At 64.4% G+C, this 24,419-nt stretch carries 24 protein-coding genes and 1 riboswitch; of the genes, 7 read left to right on the top strand and 17 right to left on the bottom strand.

What is annotated here, in order from left to right:
- Positions 1–51: 51 nt before the first annotated feature.
- The 3 genes from KUV81_RS10590 to KUV81_RS10580 all read right to left on the bottom strand — a co-directional run bounded on the left by KUV81_RS10590 (position 52) and on the right by KUV81_RS10580 (position 3,153).
- The gene (locus KUV81_RS10590; protein ID WP_222543837.1) at positions 52–1,941 is read right to left on the bottom strand and encodes a TonB-dependent receptor domain-containing protein; all 1,890 of its coding nucleotides are present in this window, start codon (positions 1,939–1,941) and stop codon (positions 52–54) included.
- Between the two features lie 19 nt (positions 1,942–1,960).
- Positions 1,961–2,087: riboswitch (cobalamin riboswitch) on the bottom strand.
- Positions 2,088–2,107: 20 nt separating this feature from the next.
- Positions 2,108–2,644 (bottom strand): ATP--cob(I)alamin adenosyltransferase, encoded by a 537-nt coding sequence (locus tag KUV81_RS10585; protein ID WP_222543836.1) that lies wholly within the window; start codon positions 2,642–2,644, stop codon positions 2,108–2,110.
- Positions 2,644–3,153, bottom strand: coding sequence for a DUF6580 family putative transport protein (locus KUV81_RS10580; RefSeq protein ID WP_222543835.1), 510 nt, complete (start codon positions 3,151–3,153; stop codon positions 2,644–2,646). Before KUV81_RS10580 ends, KUV81_RS10585 begins: the two co-directional genes overlap by 1 nt.
- A 150-nt stretch (positions 3,154–3,303) precedes the next feature.
- Between KUV81_RS10580 and KUV81_RS10575 the strand changes: the two genes are divergently transcribed.
- Positions 3,304–3,645, top strand: a complete 342-nt coding sequence (locus KUV81_RS10575; protein WP_222543834.1) for a 5-carboxymethyl-2-hydroxymuconate Delta-isomerase — start codon at positions 3,304–3,306, stop codon at positions 3,643–3,645.
- A gap of 91 nt (positions 3,646–3,736) precedes the next feature.
- The gene (locus KUV81_RS10570; protein WP_222544238.1) at positions 3,737–4,357 is read left to right on the top strand and encodes a YceH family protein; all 621 of its coding nucleotides are present in this window, start codon (positions 3,737–3,739) and stop codon (positions 4,355–4,357) included.
- Position 4,358: 1 nt separating this feature from the next.
- Here the strand turns inward: KUV81_RS10570 and KUV81_RS10565 are convergent, their stop codons facing one another.
- The 7 genes from KUV81_RS10565 to cobO all read right to left on the bottom strand — a co-directional run bounded on the left by KUV81_RS10565 (position 4,359) and on the right by cobO (position 9,345).
- Entirely contained in the window at positions 4,359–4,595 is a 237-nt protein-coding gene (locus tag KUV81_RS10565) for a hypothetical protein (RefSeq protein WP_222543833.1), read from the bottom strand.
- A gap of 222 nt (positions 4,596–4,817) precedes the next feature.
- On the bottom strand, positions 4,818–6,149 hold the full coding sequence (locus tag KUV81_RS10560; RefSeq protein ID WP_222543832.1) for an MATE family efflux transporter: 1,332 nt from the start codon (positions 6,147–6,149) through the stop codon (positions 4,818–4,820).
- Positions 6,150–6,197: 48 nt separating this feature from the next.
- Positions 6,198–6,605, bottom strand: a complete 408-nt coding sequence (locus KUV81_RS10555) for a MarR family winged helix-turn-helix transcriptional regulator (protein ID WP_222543831.1) — start codon at positions 6,603–6,605, stop codon at positions 6,198–6,200.
- A 69-nt stretch (positions 6,606–6,674) separates the two neighbouring features.
- On the bottom strand, positions 6,675–7,226 hold the full coding sequence (locus tag KUV81_RS10550) for a hypothetical protein (protein ID WP_222543830.1): 552 nt from the start codon (positions 7,224–7,226) through the stop codon (positions 6,675–6,677).
- 267 nt (positions 7,227–7,493) lie between these two features.
- Positions 7,494–7,736, bottom strand: coding sequence for a hypothetical protein (locus KUV81_RS10545; protein ID WP_222543829.1), 243 nt, complete (start codon positions 7,734–7,736; stop codon positions 7,494–7,496).
- A 269-nt stretch (positions 7,737–8,005) separates the two neighbouring features.
- Positions 8,006–8,563 carry a hypothetical protein gene (locus KUV81_RS10540; RefSeq protein ID WP_222543828.1) on the bottom strand — a complete coding sequence of 186 codons (558 nt, stop codon included), beginning with the start codon at positions 8,561–8,563 and terminating at the stop codon, positions 8,006–8,008.
- Between the two features lie 188 nt (positions 8,564–8,751).
- Entirely contained in the window at positions 8,752–9,345 is a 594-nt protein-coding gene (gene cobO, locus KUV81_RS10535; protein WP_222543827.1) for a cob(I)yrinic acid a,c-diamide adenosyltransferase, read from the bottom strand.
- Between the two features lie 79 nt (positions 9,346–9,424).
- Between cobO and KUV81_RS10530 the strand changes: the two genes are divergently transcribed.
- On the top strand, positions 9,425–10,219 hold the full coding sequence (locus tag KUV81_RS10530) for an ABC transporter permease (RefSeq protein ID WP_222543826.1): 795 nt from the start codon (positions 9,425–9,427) through the stop codon (positions 10,217–10,219).
- Between the two features lie 46 nt (positions 10,220–10,265).
- Here KUV81_RS10530 and KUV81_RS10525 read toward each other — a convergent pair whose 3' ends face one another.
- From KUV81_RS10525 to KUV81_RS10515, 3 genes are all read right to left on the bottom strand, one after another.
- Positions 10,266–11,465: a permease gene (locus tag KUV81_RS10525; RefSeq protein ID WP_261389335.1), complete on the bottom strand. Its 1,200-nt coding sequence runs from the start codon at positions 11,463–11,465 to the stop codon at positions 10,266–10,268.
- A gap of 67 nt (positions 11,466–11,532) precedes the next feature.
- Complete coding sequence (locus tag KUV81_RS10520) at positions 11,533–11,820, bottom strand: ArsR/SmtB family transcription factor (protein ID WP_222543825.1); 288 nt, start codon at positions 11,818–11,820, stop codon at positions 11,533–11,535.
- Between the two features lie 90 nt (positions 11,821–11,910).
- Complete coding sequence (locus tag KUV81_RS10515; protein WP_222543824.1) at positions 11,911–13,359, bottom strand: alpha/beta hydrolase; 1,449 nt, start codon at positions 13,357–13,359, stop codon at positions 11,911–11,913.
- Positions 13,360–13,591: 232 nt separating this feature from the next.
- Between KUV81_RS10515 and metH the strand changes: the two genes are divergently transcribed.
- Entirely contained in the window at positions 13,592–17,275 is a 3,684-nt protein-coding gene (gene metH / locus KUV81_RS10510) for a methionine synthase (protein WP_222543823.1), read from the top strand.
- Positions 17,276–17,614: 339 nt separating this feature from the next.
- Positions 17,615–18,682: a Flp family type IVb pilin gene (locus KUV81_RS10505; protein ID WP_222543822.1), complete on the top strand. Its 1,068-nt coding sequence runs from the start codon at positions 17,615–17,617 to the stop codon at positions 18,680–18,682.
- Here KUV81_RS10505 and KUV81_RS10500 read toward each other — a convergent pair.
- Positions 18,679–19,185 (bottom strand): helix-turn-helix domain-containing protein, encoded by a 507-nt coding sequence (locus tag KUV81_RS10500; protein WP_222543821.1) that lies wholly within the window; start codon positions 19,183–19,185, stop codon positions 18,679–18,681. The two genes, KUV81_RS10505 and KUV81_RS10500, sit on opposite strands and share 4 nt — an antisense overlap.
- A 197-nt stretch (positions 19,186–19,382) precedes the next feature.
- Between KUV81_RS10500 and KUV81_RS10495 the strand changes: the two genes are divergently transcribed.
- Positions 19,383–19,748 (top strand): cupin domain-containing protein, encoded by a 366-nt coding sequence (locus tag KUV81_RS10495; protein ID WP_222543820.1) that lies wholly within the window; start codon positions 19,383–19,385, stop codon positions 19,746–19,748.
- On the opposite strand, the gene gltS is transcribed toward KUV81_RS10495, so the two are convergent.
- The 3 genes from gltS to KUV81_RS10480 form a co-directional block, all read right to left on the bottom strand.
- Complete coding sequence (gene gltS / locus KUV81_RS10490) at positions 19,745–20,971, bottom strand: sodium/glutamate symporter (protein WP_222543819.1); 1,227 nt, start codon at positions 20,969–20,971, stop codon at positions 19,745–19,747. The two genes, KUV81_RS10495 and gltS, sit on opposite strands and share 4 nt — an antisense overlap.
- An 82-nt stretch (positions 20,972–21,053) precedes the next feature.
- Entirely contained in the window at positions 21,054–22,037 is a 984-nt protein-coding gene (locus KUV81_RS10485) for a zinc transporter ZntB (protein WP_222543818.1), read from the bottom strand.
- Positions 22,038–22,119: 82 nt separating this feature from the next.
- A complete protein-coding gene (locus KUV81_RS10480; RefSeq protein WP_222543817.1) occupies positions 22,120–23,001 on the bottom strand; it encodes a LysR family transcriptional regulator in 882 nt (293 codons plus the stop codon).
- Positions 23,002–23,111: 110 nt separating this feature from the next.
- Between KUV81_RS10480 and KUV81_RS10475 the strand changes: the two genes are divergently transcribed.
- Positions 23,112–24,293, top strand: coding sequence for an MFS transporter (locus KUV81_RS10475; RefSeq protein WP_222543816.1), 1,182 nt, complete (start codon positions 23,112–23,114; stop codon positions 24,291–24,293).
- Positions 24,294–24,419: the final 126 nt, after the last annotated feature.

Below are 24,419 nucleotides of genomic sequence, written 5' to 3'. Positions count from 1 at the left end.
CGCGAATCAAAAAAGGCGCCCCAGGGGCGCCTTTTTTTCGCAAGCTTGCCGTTACAGCCGGTATTCCACCAGGCCAAACACGCTGCGCTCCTGACCCGGGTAGCTGCCGCCGGAGAAGGTGTCCGCAATGGTGAGGTACTCCTCGTCGAACAGGTTCTCCAGGCGCAGTCGTAGCGTCAGCGCCTCGGTGAGGCTGTAGCTGGCCGCCAGGTTGACCAGGAAGTAGGGATCCAGCTTGACGCTGTTGGCGGCGTCGCCGTAGCGGCTGCCCCGGTAGATGAGGTTGGCGCCCAGGTTCAGGGCCTGCCAGTCGGCGCTCAGGTTCCATTTGGCGTTGTGCCGGGCGCTGGCCACCAGCTGGTTGCCAGTGGCCTTGTCCTCGCTGTCCCGCCATCCGTAGCTGAGCTGGTGATCCACCCAGCCGGTGGCGAAGGCCGCCTCCAGCTCGATGCCGTCGATCACCGCCTCACCGATGTTCTCCGGCCGGTTGCTGGCAAAGTCGAACTGGATGAGATCCTGCGCCTCCTGGCGGAAGTAGCCCAGGCGCCAATCCACCCCGGCGTACCCCGCCTCCAGGGCCAGCTCGTAGTTGTCGGAGGACTCCGGCTTGAGTTCGGGGTTGCTGAAACCCGGGTAGTAGAGGTCGTAGAAGCTGGGAGCCCGAAAAGCGGTACCGAAGCTGGCCACCAGGGCCAGGCGGTCGGTGAACGCCGCGCGCCCGCCCACCTGCCAGGTGTTGTGTCGACCGAACTGCTCGTTGTCGTCGGTGCGGATGGAGGCTTCCAGGCTGTGCCCCGCCTCCTCCACCCGCAGCAGGCCATAGACTCCGGTGTTGTCCCGCCCCAGGGTGCCGTCGGCAAAGGGGGCGGCCTCGCCGGTGCTCCAGTCCAGCAATGTGGAGTCGCCCCGCAGCTCCTCCCGGCGCCAGTCCACCCCGCCGGCCAGGGTGACCGCATCGCTGGCCTGGAACTGGTTCAGCCAGGCCAGGTTGTGCTGGCGAAGGTGGGCAAAGTCCGGGGCGTCCTGGCGATCCAGGCTGTCGATGTAGTCGTAGCTCTGGCTGTCGCTGGTCTGGGCCTGCACCGTGCTGTGCCAACGCTCACCCCGGTAGCGGGCCTCCAATTGGTAGTCAAAGCTCTCGACCCAGTTCTCCTTGCGCTCACGCACGTCCGGCATCCCCCAATCCGGGTTGCCCAGGCTGGAGTTGTCGTACTGGCTCTGGTTCTGGAACCAGCGCACGGCGCCGTAGAGCTCGAAACGTTCCGCCAGGGGACGCTGGTAGGCCAGCAGGGCGCTCTTGCCGGTAAAGCCGTGCTCATCGCCGTCGTTGACTCCGGGCACCGGGTGGACGTTGTAGCCCGCCTCATCCTCGTAGGCCAGCACCGCCTTGAGGGTGCCGCCGGCCAGGCTGCTCTGGTGGCGCAGGCTGGCCTCGTAGCGCTCGAAGCTGCCGGCCCCGGCGCTCAAGGTGGTGCCGTCGGCCCCGCCGCGGGTGATGATGTTGATCACCCCGCTGACCGCCTCGGAGCCGTACAGGGAGGCCCGGGCTCCACGGATGAACTCGATGCGCTCCACCTGGGCGACGGGGAAGGCGTTGATGTTGACCGGGCCGATGGCGCCGGTGGCGGCGCGCATGCCATCGATCAGCACCAGGGTCTGGGCGCTGGTGGCGCCGCGCACGGTGACGGTGGCGTTCTGACCCCGGCCACCGTACTGGTTGACGTCGACGTTGGGCAGGATGCGCAGAAGATCCGCCAGGCTTTTGGCCTGGAGCTGGTCGATGGTGGTCCGGTCGATCACCGTCACCGGTGCCAGCACCGAGTCCGGCGCTTGGGCAAAACGATCGCCGGTCACCACCAGGGTGTCGTCCACTTCGATGGCCTGGACGGCCAGAGACGGGGCCACGGCCAACAGCGCCGCGGTAACTGCAGAGAGTTTCATTGAGTGTTCCTAGTTCGCGTAGGTTTGGGGCGGTGATGGGAGATCGGGCTTAAGGCAAGAGCCTCATACCGTTGCGCGCCAGCTCCGGATTCTCACCGGATTCATCCACATCGCCGCGAGTTGCGTCCATGTCCGCCGAAATCGGCGGGGTTCCTTGACCCTTGCCTCAGTAGCTTTGACTTTGGAAGGGGATCTCTTCCTGCCCCAGCTGCGCCTTTAAGCGCACCGTCAGGCAGAAGAAGTAGTTGGTCAGCAGGTTGGCCAGGCGCAGCAGGCGTTCATGGACCATCAGGCCCGCCTCCTCGCAGCGCACCAGCTGACGAATGCTTTTCTTGGCCCCGCTGCGACACAGGTGCAGGGCCATCACCCCGGGGGAGCCGGTGGGCAGCACGAAGCCGCCAACGGTGCCGAAGCCGTGGTGGTGATCGTAGCGGGCCTTGAGCCAGTCCAGGTCCGCCTCGCTCACCGCCAGCTTGCCCCGCACCGAACCGTTGAGGTGGTAGACCAGGGCCTGAACCCGGTGCAGCTCCGGCTTGAGCTCCGCCAGCTGCGCCTCGGACAGCTCCGACGCCAGCAGCGCCAGGGCGTAGCCTATCTGGCTGCACAGCTCATCGGTCTGCACCTCGAAATCGGTACTGGGGCCGGACTCGAAGATAAAGGGGTAGCACAGCTCCCGCTTATCGGCGCTCAGGCGACGGGGCATCAGTCCCGCGCCAGCTGGGGATAGCGGCGGCTCAGCAGGGCATAGCCGCCGAACAGAATGGCGCTGAACAGCCAGGTGCTGGCCAGGTCATGCTGCATAAAGGGCAGCCCCATGATCCAGCACTGCACCAAGCCTTCCCAGGTGTGGGGGTAGAAGTCGGTCACCGCCCACATGCCGGTGTTGGTGATAAAGAAGAACTGCAGGCTGCTGGCCACTCCGGCCAGGGCCACGGTGCCCCCGCTGCGCTTGTGGCGCAGCAGCATGCCGATGCCGGCGGTGATGGCGGTGGCGAGGTAGACGAACAGCATGGTCTCGTGCAAGCCAATCACCAGGTCCCCCAGCAGCATCGCCAGCAGGGGCACCGTCAGGGCCAGTCGCTTACTGGCGAACATCGCCCCGGCAAAGAGGCCCATGGCCGCCACCGGCGTGAAGTTGAAGGGGTGGGGCAGCACCCGGTAGAGGGCGCACAGGGCGATCATGACCAGGACGGCGACGAGCTTGGTTTTCATTTTTGTCTCCAGCGGCACAGGGCCTGGGGTACACTCCGAGGCGCCTAGAATAGCCCGAGGGGCGGCCAACATCCAGTCTTGGACGGCTAGAAATCTCTATGGCCATAACGAATATCAAATAGCAAACTGATTGATTATCAAGGAGTCCTTATGCCGCACCTGGTGCTGGAGTACGCCGAAACCACCCTGGATGATGCGGCCATTGCCCCGGTTCTGACCGCGCTGCACCACAGCGCCCTGGCCAGCGGCCAGTTCAGCGAGTCCGCCATCAAGGTGCGCGCCCTGGCGGTACCCCATGCCCTGGTGGCGGGCCAGCCGGCCCCCTTTGCCCACCTGACGGTCAAGCTGCTGCCGGGGCGCAGTGAGGAGACCAAGGCGGCGCTGCTGGACCGACTCTTGGCCACTTTGGCGGCGGCGCTGCCTCACCAGGCCAGCACCTCGGTGGAGCTGGTGGACCTGACCTACTACCGCAAACCCACCCCGGCGAACTGATCGCGCATTTGCTGAGCGGCGGCCCCTTGCCCCCCACGCGGGCTGGGGCAATACTGGCTCCATTGCTGACCTTTGGAGCCCCGCCATGGAGATGAACCTCAGTCTCAACGAAGCCCGCGTCATCGGCTGCCTGCTGGAAAAACAGAGCACCACCCCGGATCTCTACCCCCTGACCCTCAACGCCCTCAAGGGCGCCTGCAACCAGAAGAGCAACCGAGATCCCGTGCTCGCCCTCTCCGATGGTGAGGTCAAGGCCACCCTGAACGGCCTGATGGAGAAACGCCTGGTGCAGGAGGAGGGCGGCGCCCGGGCCAGCAAGTACAAGCACCGCTTCTGCAACACCGCCTTTGGCGGCCTGCAGCTGAGCGAACAGGAGCGGGCCCTGGTGTGTGTACTGCTGTTGCGGGGGCCGCAAACCCCCGGTGAGCTGCGCTCCCGTACCGGCCGGCTGTGCGAGTTTGAGGACGTTCGGGAAACCGAGACGGTGCTGCAGCAGATGGTGGAACGGGATCTGGCCGTACAGCTGCCCCGGGAAGCGGGCCGGCGGGAGAGCCGTTACGCCCACCTGTTCAGCGGCGAAGTGGAAACCGTCACCACCGCCGACGTGGTGGCGGATGACAAGGCGCGGATCCTCGAGCTGGAGCACCAGATCAAGGTCCTGACTTTGGAGAACGAGCGGCTGCGCACCGCCTTGGCCGAGGCGCAGGCCTGACTCAGCGCTGACGCAGCTCCAGGTGGCGGCGGCCATAGCGCCGCTGTCGACCATAGGGCCGGCCGGCCAGGAAGCGTCGTATCCCCCGCTGGATCCCATGCCAGCGGAACGACAACAGCACCACCAGCTGTCCGAGGATCGCCAGGCTGTAGAGCAGCCAGGGCTTGGACAGCCACAATCCCAGTGGCAGGCTCAACAGGATCAGCACCCAGCCTGCCCAGTACACCCCACGTGACATCTCCCCTCCCCCGCGGAAGTCACCGAAGCTTCAAGACTAGGGCAGCCGATAAGCGGGTACGCCCGGCAAAGGTAACAGGCCGTGTCCAACGCAGGGTTCCGCAAGCGACGGGTTTCCCGCCCCCTTTTAGGCCCCCCCGAAACCGCCCCGGGCAAGCGCCCCGAACACAGGCCTTTTTCCGGCTCCCCCGGGGGCCTTTCTCGGCCTCACTGACACCAAAAGTTACAGCTTGGCCAGGCGCTGCCACTCGCGCCAGAGCAGGGTGCCGGCCACCAGGGACAGCACCACGTTGGAGATGGGCAGGGCCAGCCAGACGCCATCGAGGCCCAGCCAGGGGGGCAGCAGCAACAGGAAGGGCAGCTGGATCCCCATATTGGCCAGGGTGATCAAGGTGGCCTTGCGCCCCGCCCCCAGGGACTGGAAAAACACCCCGACACAGAACAGGAAGCCATCCAGGTAGATGGCCAGCATATGCAGGCGCAGTCCGTGACGAGTGGCCTCGAACAGCGCCGGATCGGCGTCGTTGAACACCCGGATAAGCGGGCCCGCCGCCAAGTTGAACAGCACCACCGCAAGCACCCCACTGCCCACGGCCACCACCAGCATCCGCCGAGCGTAGCGCTTCATCAGGGCGTACTGACCGGCCCCGTAGTGCAGGCTGATCAGCGGCTGGGCGCCACTGGCCACCCCTTCGGCAAAGAGAAAATAGAAGGCCATCAGATAGCCGACGATGGCGTAGGCGCCCACCACGGTGGCGTCGCCATAGCTGAGGAAGAGCCCGTTATGCAGAGCGATCACCACGGAGAAGTAGCCGTACATCAGCATGCTGGACAGGCCGATGCTGCAACTGCGTCCGGCATCGAAGGGCCGCAGGCGCAGATCCGCAACGCGCAGTCGGGTCTGGGCCGCTTGGGTAAAGAAGTGCGCCACCCCCAACAGGGTGACCAGGGCCTGGGCCAGGGCGGTGGCCAGGGCGGCACCGGTCAGCCCCCAGCCCAGCTCGGCGATAAACCACCAATCCAGCAGGATGTTGGTCAGGGCCCCCAGCACAATGAGCGCGGTGGCCCGGTTGGGCGCCCCGTCGTTGCGCAGCATAAAGGGCAGCGCCATGCTGCCCAGGGCCAGGGGTACCGCAAAGAGCAGCACCGCCAGGTAATCCTGCCCCAGGGCCAGCACCGGCCCCTCAGCATCCTGGATGCGCAACCCCCAATCCCCCAGGGCCCACAAGCCCACCGTGGCCAGGGCCGAGACCAGCAGCAGCAGGACCAGGCCATTGCCCAGCTGGGCCTGGGCCCGCGCCTGGTGCCCCTCCCCCCGGGAGAGGGAGCTGAGCGCGCCGGCCCCCACCCCCACCATCATCCCCAGGCCATAGAGTACGCCCACGATGGGCCAGGCGATGTTGATGGCCGCCAGCCCCTCGGCGCCGATGTGACGGCCTATAAAGATCCCGTCCACCAGCTGGTAGAGGCCACTGACCAGCATGGCCGCCACCGTGGGCAACACGTAGCGCCAGAACTGGCGGTTGACTGAGATCTGGGCGGACGCCTGGGTCATGCCCCCTCCTAAAGATTAGAAATGCTAACTAAATCGGGAAAAAACGCCTCAACGGCGCACCAGTCGAGCCAGCAGCCCGGCCAGCTGGGCCCGCTCCGCCTCCCCCAGATGGGCGAGTAATTCGTCCACCAGCTGACGGTAGAGCCGCCGGTCCTGCGCCAGCAACTGCTGGCCCTGCTCGGTCAAGGAGAGTATCACCGCACGGCCATCCTCGGCACAGCCCTGACGGCGCACCAGGGCCTTGCGCTCCAGGCGCTTGACCATGTTGCTGGCGGTGGGCTTGCTGACCCCCATCACCTGGGCCAGATCGGACAGGCGCCGGGTGCCGGCCTCCTCCAGGGTCTGCAGGTAGTCGTACTCGGTGTAGGTCAGGCTGATCCCGCTGGGATCCCCCTCCTCCCGCCAGCGACGGGTGATGTGGCGCTCCAGCGCCATCAGGGATTGATCGATGCGCATCCGGCGAGTTTATTAGCCTTGCTAACTAAATGGCAAATAAAAAACGGGGAGACCGGCTCCCCGTTCCTCTTAGGGTCTCTGCAGCTCAAGGGCATTGAGCGCTGAAGTCAGCCCCAGGGTACTGACCTCCACCCGGTGCTGCAGTTTGCCCTCAGGGTAGTAAGCGAGGGATTGGGCCTGGCTCAGGGTGTCCAACAATTGGCGAGAGTCCAAAGTGACAGCCCAATTGCCCCCCACCAAATGGGCGTCCAACACACGCCGCTCGCCATTGACCTCAAATACAAAGGCCAAGTTCTGGCGGCCGCTGTAGAAGTAGGAGTCAATGTACAGTTGCCAGGGCTCCGCTTCACTGGGGGCAGTATCGCAATTGCCCACGATAAAGAAGTTAAAGGGCTTGCCCTTGCTGCCCGGGCCCCCTTCGCTCAAAGCCACCCGGCAACCGGAGACCGGATTGCGCTTCTGGTAGCTGAACCAGGCGCCATAGGACTCCACTTCGGACCAATCAATCTCGCTGCCCTGGATCCAGCCCGGAACGAAGTAGGCATATGCCGAAGCGGTGGCGGTCACTAAAAGACTGATCGCTAAGACCAGGTTACGGCCGAGACGAAAAAGGGCGGTCATTGCAGGGATTCCGTTACAACATTGGAGGGAAGAAATTCGAAGCGGGAAGATACGTCAACATAAGCTGAGAACATAGTTCACATGGTGACAAATTTGACCCATGCCAACAAAATGGCTGACCGCTTCAAAACACCCTCAAAGCGAGCAACCTGACAAGATCGAGTCGGCAACAAACGATCAGCATTGCATCAGGGTGCGCATAAAATTAGGCCGGTCGGCGGGCAAAAACAGAGCCGGGAGGAAAACTTCCTCCCGGCTTATTGGGGTCTACCACAGGCGGTGGCGAAACTGGTGGCTCTCGGCCCAGAACAGGCTCAGCCAGAAGCGGCGCATGTGGCGACGAAAGCGCAGTCCATAGCGGGGCAGACGAAGGCGATAACCCACCAGAACCAGGGCATGTCCGGCCACAGCCAACAAATACAACAGCCAGGGTACCTGCACCAACATGGCGATCGGCAAGCTCAAGGCCACCAGGGTCCAACCACAGCACTTCAACAACAGATTCAACATGGTCAAGCTCCTCAACTTCAAGCCACTGACCGGCGCCGGTCGTCATCACTGCATCGAATGCCCGGTAAATCTAGGCCTCCCAAAACCTCGTTTCCACTGATTAGAAAACCGGTATTGAGCAAATTTTTCCGAGGTATTGAAAGCGGCGCAGAAGGGGTGAAGCGAAATCAGTAGGTTGTCGGGATATCCGAAGAGAAAGGCAATATGAGAAGGGTATATCGAACAATAAAGGGCCGGCATTGCGCCGGCCCTTATCCATCACATCGGCGTCAAATCCCCGCCAGGGAGAGGGACTGAGCGTCCAGCAGGCCCTTGAGTCCCATGGGGTTGACCCGCTGTCTCAGCTGGGCGTGGCGCCCCATGGGGTAGTAGGAGACGTTGTGGCTCTGCTTTAGGGCCGTCAACACCTCGGTGTTGTCGAGCACCATATGCCATTTGCCCGCCGCCAGGTGGGCGGTCAATACGTACTCCACGTCATCCAGCAACAGGACAAACTCCAGCTCCCGTTTGGCGCTGTAGAAGTAGGGGGAGATGATGAGGTTCCAGTGCGCTTCCCCCTGGGGTGCCGCGCAGGGGCGCTCCAACGAGAAGGCGAAGGCGCGACCGAAGGAGTCCGGCCCCCCTTCACTGAGCACCTGACGGCAACTGTCGTTGACCCCCACGCGCTGGGTAAACCAGGCGCCGTTGGTCTGAACGGTTTGCCAATTGGTGCGACTGCCCCCCACCCAGCTGGCGTCAAACGCCGCCCAGGAGAGGGAGGTAAAAAAGAGAAAAGATGCGGCCAGCAACTGCCCGGATGCCAACCTGAGCGAAAAGAGGTGTTTCACGGTAATGCCCAATATCGAAATCCATATCGAGTGGGCAAGATACTTCGTTCACCAGCGGATGTACAGACTGCTGCGTCAATTTTTTGGCTTTATGACAGTATTTTGACTCCTGTCGTAAATGCCACTCAGAGAATCCTATTCACTCATTTTAAATCAGGTAGATAGAAATTCTGATTTTAAAAAAATTGTTACCAGTCCAGGCCTTTTTGTGCCTTAACCCCTACCGAAAATGCGTGTTTGACCTCAGTTACGTCGGATACCGTGTCTGCCATCTCGATTAGCCTTCGATGGCAGTTCCGCCCCGTAACCACAACGTGTTGATGTGTAGGGCGATTGGCCAAAGCAGTAAGCACTTCGTCCACCTCAAGGTAGTGAAAACTCAGCATGTAGGTCAGCTCGTCGAGCAGCACCAGATCCACCGCCGGGTTGGCCAAGTCCTGGGCAATGGCCTGCCACACCGCCTGGGCCGCCCTGGTGTCCGCCTCCCGGTCCTGGGTGTCCCAGGTAAACCCGGTGTTCATCACGTGAAAGGCCACCCCAAGCTCACTCAGCACATTACGTTCGCCACAGGGCCACTCCCCCTTGATGAACTGCGCCACCGAGCAGCGCAGGCCATGGCCCACTGCCCTGAGCACGGTGCCAAAACCGGCGGTGGACTTGCCCTTGCCGTTGCCGGTGAGCACCAGCAGCACCCCTTTCTCCGTCTGTGCCTGGGCCACCTTGGCGTCCACCTCGGCCTTAAGGCGCTGCTGACGCGCCTTGTGTTTCTCCTTGTCCCGCACCTTCTCTCCCTATCCCACTGAAAATGGCTGAACAGGTTGGATATACTGGCCCCTAACCCCCAATGCGTCCAGAGCCGCGATGAACCCGACCATCGACATCCCTTGGTGGCAGCTGGCCGCCTTCGCCTGCATCCTGGCCCTGCCGTTGTGGCTCAACCGTCGCTTTGCCCTGGACCAGGGACGCACCACCCTGGTGGCCTTTGCCCGCATGACGGTGCAACTGGCGCTGGTGGGGCTCTACCTGAAGTTCCTGTTCAGCTACGACAGTCTGTGGCTCAACCTCGCCTGGCTGGCGCTGATGACCCTGGTGGGCACCAGTGCCATCCTGGAGAACAGCCAGTTGCGTCATCGACGCCTGGTGCTGCCGGTGCTGGCGGGCATGGTGCTCTCCCTGCTGCCGGTGCTTGCGTTGCTGTTGCTGGCTCTGCTGCAGCCGGTGCCCTGGTACAGCGCCCAGTACCTGATCCCCCTGGCGGGCATGCTGCTGGGCAACACCTTAAGCGGCAACGTGGTGGCACTGCAGCGCTACTTCGGGGCCCTCAAAAGCGAGTTCGCCCTCTACGAGGGGGCGTTGGCACTGGGCTGCGCACCGGCGCACGCCGCCCAGCCCTTTATCACCCAGGCGATCCGCCAGGCCCAGGCCCCCCAGTTGGCCAACATCACCGCCACCGGACTGGTGACCCTGCCGGGGATGATGACCGGCCAGATCCTCGCCGGCGCCGATCCCCACATCGCCATCAAGTACCAGTTGGTGATCATGGTGGCCATCTACGTGATGCTGAGCCTGTCGGTCACCCTGACCCTGCTGCTGGCCCAGCGGGCGGTGCTGGCCCCCAGTGGTCGGGTGCGGATCCCCCTGCCTGGCCCCAAATAGAACAAGGCGCGCCACCAGGCACGCCTTGTTGGTTGAGCACCTGAGGTCAGCCCACCAGGTTAAACAGAAGGCCGCCACCGATGGCCATCAGCAGGATGGTCACCACGAAAGCCATCAACAGCGGCCAGCGGAACAGCCGCTTGAGCATGATGAGCTCCGGGATGCTGGCCCCGCCGGAACCGATGGTCAGCGCCATTACCGCCCCCAGACTCACGCCCTTGGCCACCAGGGAGCCCACCAGGGGCAGCAGCGCCTCGACTCGAATGTAGAGGGGGATCCCGATCACCGCCGCCACCGGAATGGCCCAGGGGTTGTCGGCCCCGGCCACCTCGGCGAAGAAGTCACTGGGGACGAAACCGTGCACCAGGGACCCAATGGCCATCGCCAGGGCCATGTAGGGCAGCATGCTGCGATAGAGCGCCACACCTTCCCGGCCCGCCTTACGCCAGTCGATGGCCACTTTCCCCGCCTTGGCCGGTTTGGCCTGGCTCTTGGCCTCACCCGAGCAAGAGGTGCCGGCGGGGGAAGCCATGGCAACGGTTGCCCCGCCGCCACAACCGGCTTCGGCAGCCACGGCCCGCATCACCGGCACCGGTTGGTCGCTGGCGCAGCACGCGCTCTGAGCCGGGGCCGGCTTGGTCTCCCCGGAGCAGCAGGCGGTCTGAGCTTCGGCCGCCTTGGCATCGGTTTTCCCGCCGCAGCCCGAGGCCGCCGCGGAGGTGTCGGCCCCCTTGTCGCTGTCACAGCAGGTGCCCTGCGCTTCGGGATCGGCCAACAGCTCCGATTTGATGTAACGCTCAAAACCCAGCGCCTGGAGCACCATGCCGGCGACGATGGCAACGCTGAGCGCCAGCAGGGCGTAGATGAGGGTCACCTTGGCGCCGAACACCGGCAGGAACAGGGCGATCACCAGGGGGTTGAGCAGCGGTGAGGTGATCAGGAAGGTCATGGTGGGGCCGAACCCGGCCCGGGCCTTGAGCAGACCGATCAGCATGGGGATGGTGGAGCAGCTGCAAAACGGGGTCAGGCCTCCCAGGCCGGCGGCCATCAGGTAACCGCGGCCCCCTCGCCCCCCCAGCAACGCCTGCACCTTCTCCTTGGGCAGCTTCTGGTTGATCACCCCCACCAGGGTGCTGATCAGCAGAAACAGCACGGAGATCTCCGCCATCAGAAACACAAACATGGAGAGTGCGGAGAGCAGCTGATCGCTCATCGACCCATTCTGGGCCAGGAAATCGGGATTCATAATATCCACCCTTCTAAAATATTCGAAATATTGAATGGAGGCACCCGCACAGACGCCCCCATCCCGGTTACAGGGTGCAGCACTCGGCGGTGAGAAACGCCATCAGTTCGTCCAGGGATTCCATCCGCGCCTTGCAGTACAGGGTACGGCCGTCCCGGGTCTGCTCCACCAGCCCCGCCGCCACCAGGCGGCTGATGTGGTGGGACAGCGTGGAGCCGGGGATGTCCAGGTAGGTCTGGATCTCACCCACGCTCAGGCCATGTTGGTTGCCCTTGACCAGCAAACGGAAGATCGCCAGACGGGTCTCATGCCCCAGCTCCGACAACCGTTTGACCGCCAACTCATCACCAATCATGTTCCACTCCTCATGACACCAGTGGCGATAATTCTATAATCATCGAAATATAAGTCAACCCGAATATACAGCTCTGGTGTCGAGCCTGTCTCAATCGGCCTCAGCGCCCTCGATCCACCGCTCGATGCGGGCGATCAGGTAGGGGTAGAAGGGGTTCCATTTCTGGCGCAGCACCTCGTCGGCGGGGATCGCCAGCATCCCCCGTTCACCGCGGATCACCCCGCCCCCCAGGTGGATGTGCACCCGGTTGGGATCCCGCTGTGGCCCCAACAGGGGATCCGCCCGGGGGATGGTCAGGGCCACGTGGGAGAGGGAGTGCACCCCCTGTGGCCAGCTCAGGGGGAGGGGTTCGACGGCACCATCCTGGATCTCCCGGGCCTGCACCCGGTCATCCCCCACCCCGCGATTTTCCACCAGGGTGGTACGGAAGCGGCTGCGGCTGGCGTCGAGGAAGAGTCGGTAGTCGCTGATGGGGTCCTGGGTCAGCAGCTGGCTGTCCAGCCAGGTGCGGTTGATGTCGAACAGCACCAGTTCGTCCTCGGATTTTCCCAGCGCCAGGTAGAGGGTTTCGAACAGGGCCTGGGTGTCCACCGTCTGATCGATGATGGAGTTGAAGGTCAGCATGGGCGGCAAAGTGGCCAGCGCTTGCGGGCTTAAGCCTTCGATAAGCGCCTGGTTGGCCTGGGTCAGCCGGTAGACCACATCCCCGGCGTTGACGGCAAAGGAGCCGTACTTGAAGGGGTGGTACTCCAGGCCCACGCTCTCCCAGGCCAGCTTGTCGAGCCCCAGCCACTGGCCGATGCGCGCCTGCCACCAGGCGCCCCGGGCCACCGGCGACAGCCCGATGGCCGGGGAGATGAACACCATCCGGTCGAACAGCGGTGTCTCCCCCTCGGACAGCCGGGACAGCTCGTGTTGCAGTGCCAGGGCCGCACCGGTGGAGAACCCCACCAGCACCAGGGGCCGATCGCCCAGTTCCGCCCGCATGTGCCGCGCCGCCAGCGCCAGACTGGCGGCCATATCCTGCCAACGCACCTGGGTCAGAGCCGACGGCAGGGTGCCGTGGCCGGGCAACCGCAGTCCCAGCACCCGGGCCCGATCGGCGAAGTGCTGGCCGATGTGCGCCAGGTAGTAGGGGGAGTCGGACATGCCGTGCACCAACAGCAAACCGTACTCCGCCTGGGGATTCGGCCACTCGAAACTGCGGTTCCAGGGGGTGGCCCAGTGGGCCGGATCGGCAAAGCTGCCGTGGTAGTAGCGATTAAAGGGCGCCAGAGGGCGCTCGGCGGTCTGGTTGTAGACCCGCTGCTCCAGCTCCTCGAACAGGGTCTGCTCCAGCGCCAGGTAGGCGGGAAAATCCTTCAGGGGCCGTTCGGCGTCGAACTCCGATTTGAGCTTCACCTGGTGCCACAGGGCCAGGTCCGGCTTGCTGTTCAGCCACCAGACCCCGGCCACCAGCGCGGTCACCACCACCCCAAGGCTGCCGTAGAACAGCGCCAGCCCCAGGTGTTTGCCCAGCCCCCACAATCTGCGTCGCACCCTGCCCCCTCGAGATTCCGACCGCGCCCTCTGGGCCGATCACCAATGATTTTCCATTAACCAAGAGGAGTTTAGCGTGAAATGCTCCGGCCAGACAGGGACCCGCAGAGCCCGAAAAGACCGGGGTAAAACGGGCTGGTCTTTCCCGGTCGCCTCTGTTTAAATAGACGTCTATACGGATAAAAGGCCATTTAATGGTCTCGGAAAACAGCACGGTTAAGGAAGTGGCGGTATGTCGACTCAGCACTCTCTCCAACATCAGCTCGCCCAGCGGATCCTGATCCTGGACGGGGCCATGGGCACCATGATCCAGGGCCATGGGTTGGAGGAAGCGGACTACCGGGGGCAGCGCTTTGCCGACTGGCCCAGTCCCCTAAAGGGCAACAACGATCTGCTCTCCCTCACCCAGCCGGATATCATCCGGGAGATCCACACCGCCTACCTGGAGGCCGGTGCCGACATCATCGAGACCAACACCTTCAACAGCACCACGGTCGCCATGGCCGACTACGACATGCAGTCGCTGTCCCGGGAGATCAACTTCGAGTCCGCCAGGCTGGCCTGCCAGGCCGCCGATGCGGTGGCCGAGGCCAGCGGCATCCCCCGCTATGTGGCGGGCGTGCTGGGGCCCACCAATCGCACCTGCTCCATCTCCCCGGACGTGAATGACCCGGGCTTTCGCAACATCCACTTCGATGACCTGGTCACCGCCTACACCGAGTCCACCGAGGCGTTGCTGGACGGCGGTGCGGACCTCATCCTGGTGGAAACCATCTTCGATACCCTCAACGCCAAGGCGGCGCTGTTCGCCATCGACTCGGTGTTCGAGGCGCGCGGCCGGCGCTGGCCGGTGATGATCTCCGGCACCATCACCGACGCCTCCGGCCGCACCCTGACCGGCCAGACCACGGAGGCGTTCTACAACTCCCTGCGCCACATCCAGCCCATCGCCATCGGCCTCAACTGCGCCCTGGGACCCAAGGAGCTGGTGCCCTACATCAGCGAACTGAATCGCATCAGCGAGTGCGCCGTCTCCGCCCACCCCAATGCCGGTCTGCCCAACGAGATGGGGGGCTACGACGAAACCCCGGCGCAGATGGCCGAGATCATCGGTCAGTGGGCCGCCGAGGGCTGGCTCAATATCGTCGGCGGCTGCTGCGGCACCACCCCGGATCACATCCGCGCCATCGCCGATGCCGTCCGGCCCCATGCCCCCCGTCAAGCCCCGGCCCACCTCACCGACGGCCAGCACGTGGCCACCCGCCTGGCCGGCCTGGAGCCGTGCAACTTCGACGCCGACTCGCTGTTCATCAACGTCGGCGAGCGCACCAACGTCACCGGCTCCGCCCGCTTCCTGCGTCTGATCAAGGAGGGGGACTACGAAACCGCGCTGGAGGTGGCCCGCCAGCAGGTGGAGAACGGCGCCCAGATCATCGACATCAACATGGATGAGGGGATGCTGGACGCCGAGGCGGCCATGGTGAAGTTTTTGAACCTGTGCGCCTCGGAGCCGGAGATCGCCAAGGTGCCCATCATGATCGACTCCTCCAAGTGGACGGTGATCGAGGCGGGCCTCAAGTGCATCCAGGGCAAGGGGGTGGTCAACTCCATCTCCCTGAAGGAGGGGGAGGACGCCTTCCTCGAGCAGGCCAAGCTTATCCGCCGCTACGGCGCCGCCACCGTGGTGATGGCCTTCGATGAAACCGGCCAGGCGGACACCTTCGAGCGCAAGGTGGAGATCTGCACCCGGGCCTACCGGGTGCTCACCGAGAAGGCGGGCTTCCCGCCGGAAGACATCATCTTCGATCCCAACATCTTCGCCATCGCCACCGGCATCGAGGAGCACGACAACTACGCCGTGGACTTTATCCAGGCCTGTCGCACCATCCGCGACACCCTGCCCCACGCCCGCCTCTCCGGCGGGGTCTCCAACGTCTCCTTCTCCTTTCGCGGTAACAACCCGGTGCGCGAGGCGATCCACGCGGTGTTCCTCTACCACGCCATCCAGAACGGGCTCTCCATGGGGATCGTCAACGCCGGTCAGTTGGCGATCTACGACGACATCCCCAAGGACCTGCTGGGCCCGGTGGAGGACGTGGTGCTCAACCGTCGTCCCGATGGCACCGAGCGACTGCTGGAGGTGGCCGAGCGCTACCGGGACGCCGGCAAATCGGAGGCGGATCCCAAGGACGCCGAGTGGCGCAGCTGGCCGGTCAACAAGCGCCTGGAGCACGCCCTGGTCAAGGGGATCACCGAGTTTATCGATGAGGACACCGAGCTGGCCCGCCAGGCAGCGGACAAGCCCCTGGAGGTGATCGAGGGGCCGCTGATGGACGGCATGAACGTGGTGGGCGACCTGTTCGGTGCCGGCAAGATGTTCCTGCCCCAGGTGGTCAAGTCCGCCCGGGTGATGAAAAAGGCGGTGGCCTACTTAAACCCCTACATCGAGGCGGAGAAGGTGGAGGGTCAGTCCAACGGCAAGGTGCTGATGGCCACGGTGAAGGGCGATGTCCACGACATCGGCAAGAACATCGTCGCCGTGGTGCTGCAGTGCAACGGCTACGAGGTGATCGATCTGGGGGTCATGGTGCCGGTGGAGAAGATCATCGAGGTGGCCAAGGCGGAGAAGGTGGACGTCATCGGCATGTCGGGTCTGATCACTCCGTCGCTGGATGAGATGATCCACAACGTCAAGGAGTTCAGGAAGGCGGGGCTGACCTGCCCGGCCATCATCGGCGGCGCCACCACCTCCAAGATCCACACCGCGGTGAAGATCTTTGAGCACTACGAGCACGGCGCCCTCTACGTGGCCGACGCTTCCCGCACCGTGCCTGTGGTGGCCAAACTGATTGGCCCGGACCGCCAGGCCTTTATCGACCAGGCCTACCGGGAGTACGCCGAGCTCAAGGCCAAGCGGGAAGCCCAGGGCAGCCGAAAGACGCTCATTCCTCTGGCCGCCGCCCGGGACAACCGCAACCAGATTGACTGGGCCAGCCACACGCCGGCGGTGCCCAGGCAGCTCGGGGTGCAGGTGTTCAACGACTACCCGCTGTCCGACCTTGTCGACCGCATCGACTGGACGCCGTTTTTCCGCAGCTGGGGCCTGCACGGCAAGTACCCGCAGATCTTCAAAAACCCCACCGTGGGCGAAGAGGCCCGGGAGCTGTACGACAACGCCCAGTTGATGCTTACCCAGATCATCAACGAGAAGTGGCTGACCGCCGCGGCGGTGATCGGCCTGTTCCCGGCCAACACCTGCGACAACCACGACGACATCGCGCTCTACACCGACGAGTCCCGCAGTGAGGAGTTACTGCGCCTGCACATGCTGCGCCAGCAGGTGGAGCGGGTGGACAACGACAACTTCTCCCTGTCCGATTTTGTGGCCCCTAAGGCCAGTGGCAAGGCCGACTACATGGGCGCCTTTGCGGTGACTGCCGGCATCGGCATCGAGGCGCACATCGCACGTTTCGAAGCCGCCCACGACGACTACCACGCCATCATGATCAAGGCGCTGGCCGACCGCCTGGCGGAGGCCTTTGCCGAGCGGATGCACGAACGGGTGCGTAAGGAGTTCTGGGGTTACGCCGCGGATGAAAACCTCGATAACGAGGCGCTGATCCGAGAAAAGTACAAGGGCATTCGCCCGGCCCCGGGTTACCCCGCCTGCCCGGACCACACCGAAAAGGGGCTGCTGTGGCAACTGCTGCAGCCGGAGCAGAACATCGGGCTGAAGATCACCGAGAATTTCGCCATGTACCCCACCGCCGCGGTCTCAGGCTGGTACTTTGCCCACCCGGAGTCGCGCTATTTCGGCGTGACTGAGATTGGCGCCGATCAGGTGGAGGATTACGCCCGGCGCACCGGCATGACCGTGGCCGAGACCCGCAAATGGCTGGCGCCGCTACTGGGCTGACGTTGTGGCGCGAACAGGACGTTAGACTTTTCCGTTAACACCTAATATCAGCGACTAATAAAGGGCAAAGACGAGTTTTCCGACTTTGCCCTTTTTTATTGACCCAAGCATTCACTTTACCAAGGGAGCAGGCCACGCCCTTTCAGGGCTCCTTTTCAAGATCCCCGTCAAATCCGTTATCTACAAAATGTCCGATAGGGCATGCCTCTATGAGGATGCGAGCGTAACTGTTCCCTTCACTGGCACAAAAAGGCAACACATCCGTCCTTAAGCGGGATTTTCTGCCTAAGCTTGAGTCATCTGCACGATCTCACTTTCATGCTGTGTCGGAGCCTTTCCATGAAACAGCGAAAAACGCCTCAAAAGGGCCTCACCTCCATTGAGTACGCCATTGTTGGCGCTTTGGTGGCCGGCAGTCTGGCCATCGCCTTCTCCTCCCTCGGCGGTTCTGCGAGCAATAACATTGGCGAACTGGCCAGCGCCTGGGACGGCGATGCCGGTGGCAGCGGCGGCGGTGGTGGGGGAGGCTGGGGCGGCGGTGGCGGCACTTCGCCCCCGGATGGCGGGGGCGGCGGTGGAGGCGGCACCACACCCCCCGGTGGCGGAGGCGGCACCACGCCCCCCGGTGGCGGGGGCGGCACTGAGCCTCCCGGTGGCGGAGGCGGCACCACGCCCCCGGGTGGTGGTGGCGGCACTGAGCCTCCCGGTGGCGGAGGCGGCACCACACCCCCCGGTGGCGGAGGCGGCACCACGCCCCCCGGTGGCGGGGGCGGCACCACGCCTCCCGGTGGCGGGGGCGGCACCACACCCCCCGGTGGTGGGGGCGGCACCACACCTCCCGGTGGCGGGGGCGGCACTACACCCCCGGGTGGCGGGGGCGGCACCACACCCCCAGGTGGCGGGGGCGGCACCACACCCCCCGGTGGCGGGGGCGGCACCACACCCCCCGGTGACGGCGGAGGCGACAGCCCCGCTCCGGGGGGCGGCAACAGCGCCCCGCCCGCGGGTGGGGGCGATGGCGCCGGCGGTGAGTCCGCGTCCGAGGGTTCCGGAAGCGGTGATGGCAGTGGGGGCAGCTCCGACGGCGGTGGCAGCCCCATGGGTGACAGTGGCCTGGACGGGGGCAGCATGGCGGGGCTGGAGCTGATGGCGGACAACAGCATGGCCCAGATGGGCGACGATGATCCGGTTACCGACAGCGCCACCGCCGCCGGGTATCACAACGCCGGCCCCAGCGCCGAAGAGGAAGCCAAGGCCCAGACCGCCCAGGCCAATAAGATCGAAGGCAGCGTCGCCAAGGTGGTGGAAAGCTCCTGGTTCTGGCTGGTAGCGCTGCTGATGCTGATTGGGTTGTTCCTGATCACCCGCATGGCCATCAGTCGGGCCAAGCGGGTTCAGGAAACCTAGCGCCCGGCATCCCCCTCACGGCCCCACAGGCGACGCCATCCTGTGGGGCTCAACCCTTTGGCAGCCCCCAGGACGAGCAGCGCCAGGGAAAACGCCGTGCTCGCCGACAGCGCCAGCAGCGCCCCCCGAGCCTCGGTCAGCACCTCGGCCCCGTGGCGCAGCAGAAGCACCGCCAGCACACCAAACTGAGCCACCAGCACCACCGCGAAGGCGATCGTGATTGCGGTGATCCCCTGGGTTTCCTCCTCCCCTAGCGCAGGAGATTGGGACTGGGTATCGGTGGAGGCCGTTTCCCTCGCTATCCGGACAAAGCTGGCCTTGTCCAACTCCAAGGCGGCGCTGAGCGCCGCTACCGATTCAGCGGAGGCCACGCCGCTTTTCTCAATTCGCTGTACGGTTCGGTGGCTGAGATTGCACACCTGTGCCAGCTGTTGTTGGGTCCAGGCCCGACGCTGTCGCGCCGCCTTGATCACCCCGGCATCGATCTTCATGGTCACGTCCATTGTGTGGTCTCCTCTGGTCAATGGGAGGTTTTACCCTATCCAGAACAGACACTTGTCCCTACGACACTTTTACGACTTGCCCCTTTACTGTCGCCTTGCTGTCCATTGTCTGTCCAGCATCGCGACTATCTTTTGCCGCCAATGGAGGATATGTTGACCACTTGTTTATTAAATTAACCACCCAGGGAGGGTAGCAGATGGCATCGTTGAACGAGTGGGTCTTTTTCGGACAGGCGGCGAGCGAGGTGGAGGAGTATCGGCCGGCCGAGGAGAAGCGGGTGAAGGGCGCCCCACTGAACCGGTTGTGGAACCACTATTCGGATCCCAGTCAGCAGTTTCACGCCGGAGTTTGGCAATCGGAGCCCGGCTGCTGGAAAGTGAGCTACAGCGAGCACGAGTTTTGCCAGATCCTCGAAGGGGAGTCGGTGATCCGGGACGAACAGGGCAACGAGCGGACGGTCAAAGCCGGCGAACGCTTCGTCATTCCCGCCGGCTTTGTCGGAGAGTGGGAGGTGATTGAGACCTGTAAGAAGATCTACGTGCTGTTCGAGCCGGCCCCCTAGAGGCCGACAAAGAAGCCGATCACCAGGGCGTTGACGATGTCGATAAAGAAGCCGCACACCAGGGGTACGATGATGAACGCCTGATGACTGGCGCCGTACTGCTGGGTCACGGCGGTCATATTGACGATGGCCGTGGCCGTGGAACCCAGGGTGATGCCGCCAAAGCCGGCACTGACCACCACAGAGTCGTAGTTGCGGCCCATCAGACGGTAGACCAGCAGGACGGTGAACAGCACCGAGAGGGTGATCTGCAGCCCCATCACCACCGAGATGTAGCCCAGCAGCCCCTCCAGCTCCCACAGTTGCAGCCCCATCAGGGCCATGGTCAGGAACATCCCCAGGCAGATGTCGGAGATCAGGGCCAGCCCCAGGGTGCCCTGCTCCTCCCAGCGCACCTCCCGCTTGCGGGTCATAAAGCGGCCCAGGTTGCCCACCAGGATCCCGGCGAGCAGGCAGCTGACGAACATCGGCAGGCGCACTCCCGCCTCCTCCAACGACTCGTTGAGGCTGTAACCGAGGATCAGGGTGACGTTGAGCCAGAGCCAGGCCCAAAGCACGCCGTAGTAGGTCAGCTGGGTACGCTGATCGGCGTCGTGCCGTACCCCGATGTCCAGATCCGTGTCCCCGGACGGCTGAACCTTGTGTCTTTGGATCAAATACTTGGCAATCGGACCGCCGATCACACAGGCGGCGATCAGCCCCACGGTGTTGGACGCCACCCCCAGCTCCAGAGCGTTCTCGATGCCCAGGTCCTCGACAAAGGTGGGGGCCCAGGCCAGGGTGGTGCCGACACCGCCGGTCAGGCTGATGGAGCCGGACAGCAGGCCCGCCTTGGGATCCATGCCAAAGGCGGTGGCCACCCCCATGCCCAGAAGGTTTTGCAAGACGATAAAACTGGAGGCCAGGAACAGCAGGATAAACAGGGGACGCCCGCCCTTGATCAGGGTTTTAAGGTCGGCCTGCAGACCGATGCCGGCGAAGAAGTAGAGCAGCAGCACATCCCGCGCTTCCAGGGCAAAGTTCACCTGACGGCCAAACCCGTAGTAGAGCAGCGCCACCGTCGCGGCACAGATAAAGCCGCCGATCACCGGCTCGGGAATGGAGTATTGCCGCAGCAAGGTCGACCTTTGGGTGATCTCCTTACCGACAAACAGCAGCAAGATGGCGATGGTGAAGGCCACAAAGCCTTCCACATCCACGATCACCGGTTCGGGCAAACTCATCTCTCTCTCCGCAGCAGGATAAATTCAATTTATCAACAGTAGCTTATGTTCCAAGATCTGGACACTGCCTGAACCCTGGCCGCTACAGCCAGCGCTTCCAGCGAAACAGCAGCAGTTGCCCCACCACCACCGCCACCAGGGCCACCAAAAACCACCAGAACGCCAGGGGCTCGGACTCGCCGGGGATCCCCGCGACATTGACCCCCAGTAAACCGGTAAAGAAGCCCAGGGGCAGGAAGATGGCGGCGATCACCGACAGCACGTACATGCGGCCATTGAGCTGCTCGGACGCCCGCCCCAGCAACTCCTCCTGGACCAGGGCGGCACGCTCGCGGATGGCGTCGATCCCCTCGATGTGCCGGGCCAGGCGGTCGATCCCCTCCCGCAGGTGCAGCCGATGGCGCTCCTCCAGCCAGGTCAGCGGCAGCTCCGCCAACCGGATCAGGGCCTCGCGCTGGGGGGCCATGTGCCGCCGAAGGGCGATGCACTGCTGGCGCAGCCCGGTAAGCTCGAGGCGCTTTACCTCACCGTCCGGCGCCACCAGCTCCGACTCCAGGGCGTCGATCCGCTCCTCGAACTCCGCCACCACGTCCCCCATCCCCCAGATCAGACCGTCCACCAGGCTGGCCAGGGTGTCCATGGCCCCATGGGGTCCGGAGCCGGTATTGAGCCCCTCGATCAGGTTGGCCACCGACAGCAGCTTGCGTCGGCGGGTGGTGATCAGCCGTTCGGGGGTCAGGAACAATCGCAGGGAAACCATGTCCTCGGGATCGGACTGGGGGTTCTGGTTGACCCCTCGCAAGGCCATCAGCAGGCCGGCCTCCATGGGCGAGGTTCTCGGCCGGGTGTCCTCCGCCAGCAAGGCCTCGGCCACCAGGGCGGAGAGCCCGCTGTGCTCCCGCAACCAGGCCTGGGCCTGTGGCTCGCTGTAATCCAGGTGCAGCCACAAGAACCCCTGCTGGGGCGACCAGGCTGCCACCTCGGGCCAGCTTAAGGGGCGGGCACCCCCCTGTCCGTCCAGCAGCAGGGCGTGCAGCAGTCCCTGCAGGGGCGCGCTATCGGCCATATCCATTCCTCAAAGTTCGCCCAAAGCGGCGAAATAAAAAAGTAATGATATGAGCAATATAGCCCCACTGTTACCGGAACCGCTAGAGACTCAGCCGCGGCTGGATAAAGTCGAGAAACACCTGGATGCGGGGGGCCAGGGCGGAGTTGCGATAATAAACGGCGCTGACCTGCTCCCGCTCCGGCTGGGGGGTCTGCTGAGGGGCCAGCACCGGCACCAGGGCCCCCTCGGCCAGATCCCGGGCCACCATAAAGTGGGAGAGGCAGGCGATCCCCTGCCCCTGCAGCGCCAGCTGGCGCAGGGTTTCGCCACTGCTGGCGGCGATGGTGGGGCGGATGGCCAGATCCCCCGCCAGTGGCCAGAGGTTGAGCCGGGAGGGAGGAATGAACCCCAGCAGGCTGTGGCGCATCAGGGCCTCCACATTGTCGGGGGTGCCCGCCTCGGCCAGGTAGTCGGGGGAGGCCACCAGGTGCAGGGCGCTGCGACCCAGGGGACGGGCGTGCAGGGTGGAGTCCCCCAGGGCCCCCACCCGGATCGCCAGATCCGTGCGCTTCTCCAACAGATCGATGATGCCGTCGCTGGCGCTGAGCTCCAGCTGGATCTCCGGGTAGGCCTGGCGGAAGGCGCCGATGTGGGGCACCAGCTGGTGCTGAACAAAGGGGCTGGCCGCGTCCACCCGTAAACGACCACTGGGCCGACCGCCCTGCTGCTGCAGCCGGGCTTCCGCCGCCGCCAGTTGCTCCAGCCCCTGGCGCACGGATTGGGCAAACTGCGCCCCCTCCTCGGTCAGCTCCAGGCGCCGGGTGGTGCGGTTCAGCAAGGTGGTACCCAGCTGCGTCTCCAAGCGGCGCACCGCCCGGGACACCTTGGCCACCTGCACATCCAGACGCTCCGCCGCGGCGGAGAAACTGCCGCTGTCCACCACCGCCACAAAGAGCTGGAGATCGTCCGACCGGCTTTTCATTTGTCATTTCCGCAAAAGTGTTTTGCTGACATTAGCATTTTTCACAAAAGTTGACCCACGCATACTGTCGCCATTCCGGCCAACCGGCCCCCTTATTCGGAGTATCCGTTATGCCCATTGCCCTGTTGGCGCTGACCCTGAGCGCCTTTGCCATCGGCACCACCGAGTTCGTGATTGTCGGACTCATCCCCACCATGGCCGCCGATCTCGGCGTCTCCATCCCCTCGGCGGGCCTGCTGGTCAGCCTCTACGCCCTGGGGGTGGCCATCGGCGCCCCGGTGCTCACCGCCCTGACCGGCCGCTGGCGACGCAAAACCGTACTGCTGGCGGTGATGGCCCTGTTTGTGGCCGGCAACCTGCTGGCCTGGCAGGCTCCGGGGTACGCCTCTTTGGTGCTGGCCCGGGTCCTCACCGGCCTGGCCCACGGGGTGTTCTTCTCCATCGGCGCCACCGTGGCCACCAGCCTGGTGAGCAAAGAGAAGGAGGCGTCCGCCATCGCCATCATGTTTACCGGCCTCACCGTGGCCCTGGTCACCGGCGTGCCCCTGGGCACCTACATCGGCCAGATCTTCGGTTGGCAGACCACCTTCCTGGTGGTGTCCCTGCTGGGTCTGGGGGCCCTGATCGGCAGTGCGCTGTTGATCCCGGCGGATCTCAAGCAGCCGGAACCGGCCCACTTGGGCGAGCAGCTCAAGGTGCTGGCCCAGCCGCGGCTGCTGCTGGTGTACGCCATCACCGCCCTGGGCTACGGCGGCACCTTTATCGCCTTTACCTACCTGGCCCCGATCCTGGAGCAGGTCACCGGTTTCAGCGCCAGCCTCACCGGTGCCATCCTGCTGGTGTACGGCGCCTCCGTGGCGGTGGGCAACATCTGGGGTGGCAAGTTGGCGGACCGTCGCGGACCGGTCAGCGCCCTGACCCGCATCTTTGCCGGGCTGGCCGTGGTGCTGCTGGCGCTGGGGTTCACCGCCTACAGCCCGGTGGGCGCCGTACTGACGGTCCTGGTGTGGGGGGCGTTTGCGTTCGGTAACGTGCCTGGCCTGCAGGTCTACGTGGTGCAGTTGGCCCAGCGTTACACCCCCAAGGCGGTGGACGTGGCCTCCGGCCTCAACATCGCGGCGTTCAACGTGGGCATCGCCCTGGGGGCCTGGGGCGGCGGCCTGGTGGTGGAGCGCAGCGGCCTGATGGCCACCCCCTGGATCGGCGCGGTGATCGTGTTGCTGGCCCTGGCCCTGACCCGGCTCAGCGGCCGCCTCGACCGCCAGGCCGAAGGCACCCCCTGCCCCGCCTGATCTCGTCCCACCCCACAGGTTGAGAACGTCAACCTGTGGGGTGTTTGGGTAAAGCTGGGTAAAGGGGGAAACTCCGCCGCACCGAGACACTCAGACTGGAAGCGTTAACTTCCAGGATACGAACGG

Source organism: Ferrimonas balearica (genome assembly GCF_019802085.1).
Classification (GTDB): Bacteria; Pseudomonadota; Gammaproteobacteria; order Enterobacterales; family Shewanellaceae; genus Ferrimonas; species Ferrimonas balearica_B.
This window is presented reverse-complemented; position numbering and strand designations above follow the sequence as displayed.

What these genes read in the sequence shown, in the direction of transcription:
- KUV81_RS10590 (WP_222543837.1), bottom strand. Translation starts at nt 1,941, where the DNA reads ATGAAACTCTCTGCAGTTACCGCGGCGCTGTTGGCCGTGGCCCCGTCT.
- KUV81_RS10565 (WP_222543833.1), bottom strand. Translation starts at nt 4,595, where the DNA reads ATGTCACGTGGGGTGTACTGGGCAGGCTGGGTGCTGATCCTGTTGAGC.
- KUV81_RS10530 (WP_222543826.1), top strand. Translation starts at nt 9,425, where the DNA reads ATGAACCCGACCATCGACATCCCTTGGTGGCAGCTGGCCGCCTTCGCC.
- KUV81_RS10525 (WP_261389335.1), bottom strand. Translation starts at nt 11,465, where the DNA reads ATGAATCCCGATTTCCTGGCCCAGAATGGGTCGATGAGCGATCAGCTG.
- KUV81_RS10505 (WP_222543822.1), top strand. Translation starts at nt 17,615, where the DNA reads ATGAAACAGCGAAAAACGCCTCAAAAGGGCCTCACCTCCATTGAGTAC.
- KUV81_RS10495 (WP_222543820.1), top strand. Translation starts at nt 19,383, where the DNA reads ATGGCATCGTTGAACGAGTGGGTCTTTTTCGGACAGGCGGCGAGCGAG.
- KUV81_RS10520 (WP_222543825.1), bottom strand. Translation starts at nt 11,820, where the DNA reads ATGATTGGTGATGAGTTGGCGGTCAAACGGTTGTCGGAGCTGGGGCAT.
- KUV81_RS10560 (WP_222543832.1), bottom strand. Translation starts at nt 6,149, where the DNA reads ATGACCCAGGCGTCCGCCCAGATCTCAGTCAACCGCCAGTTCTGGCGC.
- KUV81_RS10545 (WP_222543829.1), bottom strand. Translation starts at nt 7,736, where the DNA reads ATGTTGAATCTGTTGTTGAAGTGCTGTGGTTGGACCCTGGTGGCCTTG.
- KUV81_RS10500 (WP_222543821.1), bottom strand. Translation starts at nt 19,185, where the DNA reads ATGGACGTGACCATGAAGATCGATGCCGGGGTGATCAAGGCGGCGCGA.
- KUV81_RS10485 (WP_222543818.1), bottom strand. Translation starts at nt 22,037, where the DNA reads ATGGCCGATAGCGCGCCCCTGCAGGGACTGCTGCACGCCCTGCTGCTG.
- KUV81_RS10550 (WP_222543830.1), bottom strand. Translation starts at nt 7,226, where the DNA reads ATGACCGCCCTTTTTCGTCTCGGCCGTAACCTGGTCTTAGCGATCAGT.
- KUV81_RS10555 (WP_222543831.1), bottom strand. Translation starts at nt 6,605, where the DNA reads ATGCGCATCGATCAATCCCTGATGGCGCTGGAGCGCCACATCACCCGT.
- KUV81_RS10570 (WP_222544238.1), top strand. Translation starts at nt 3,737, where the DNA reads ATGAACCTCAGTCTCAACGAAGCCCGCGTCATCGGCTGCCTGCTGGAA.
- KUV81_RS10480 (WP_222543817.1), bottom strand. Translation starts at nt 23,001, where the DNA reads ATGAAAAGCCGGTCGGACGATCTCCAGCTCTTTGTGGCGGTGGTGGAC.
- metH (WP_222543823.1), top strand. Translation starts at nt 13,592, where the DNA reads ATGTCGACTCAGCACTCTCTCCAACATCAGCTCGCCCAGCGGATCCTG.
- KUV81_RS10475 (WP_222543816.1), top strand. Translation starts at nt 23,112, where the DNA reads ATGCCCATTGCCCTGTTGGCGCTGACCCTGAGCGCCTTTGCCATCGGC.
- KUV81_RS10575 (WP_222543834.1), top strand. Translation starts at nt 3,304, where the DNA reads ATGCCGCACCTGGTGCTGGAGTACGCCGAAACCACCCTGGATGATGCG.
- gltS (WP_222543819.1), bottom strand. Translation starts at nt 20,971, where the DNA reads ATGAGTTTGCCCGAACCGGTGATCGTGGATGTGGAAGGCTTTGTGGCC.
- KUV81_RS10580 (WP_222543835.1), bottom strand. Translation starts at nt 3,153, where the DNA reads ATGAAAACCAAGCTCGTCGCCGTCCTGGTCATGATCGCCCTGTGCGCC.
- KUV81_RS10585 (WP_222543836.1), bottom strand. Translation starts at nt 2,644, where the DNA reads ATGCCCCGTCGCCTGAGCGCCGATAAGCGGGAGCTGTGCTACCCCTTT.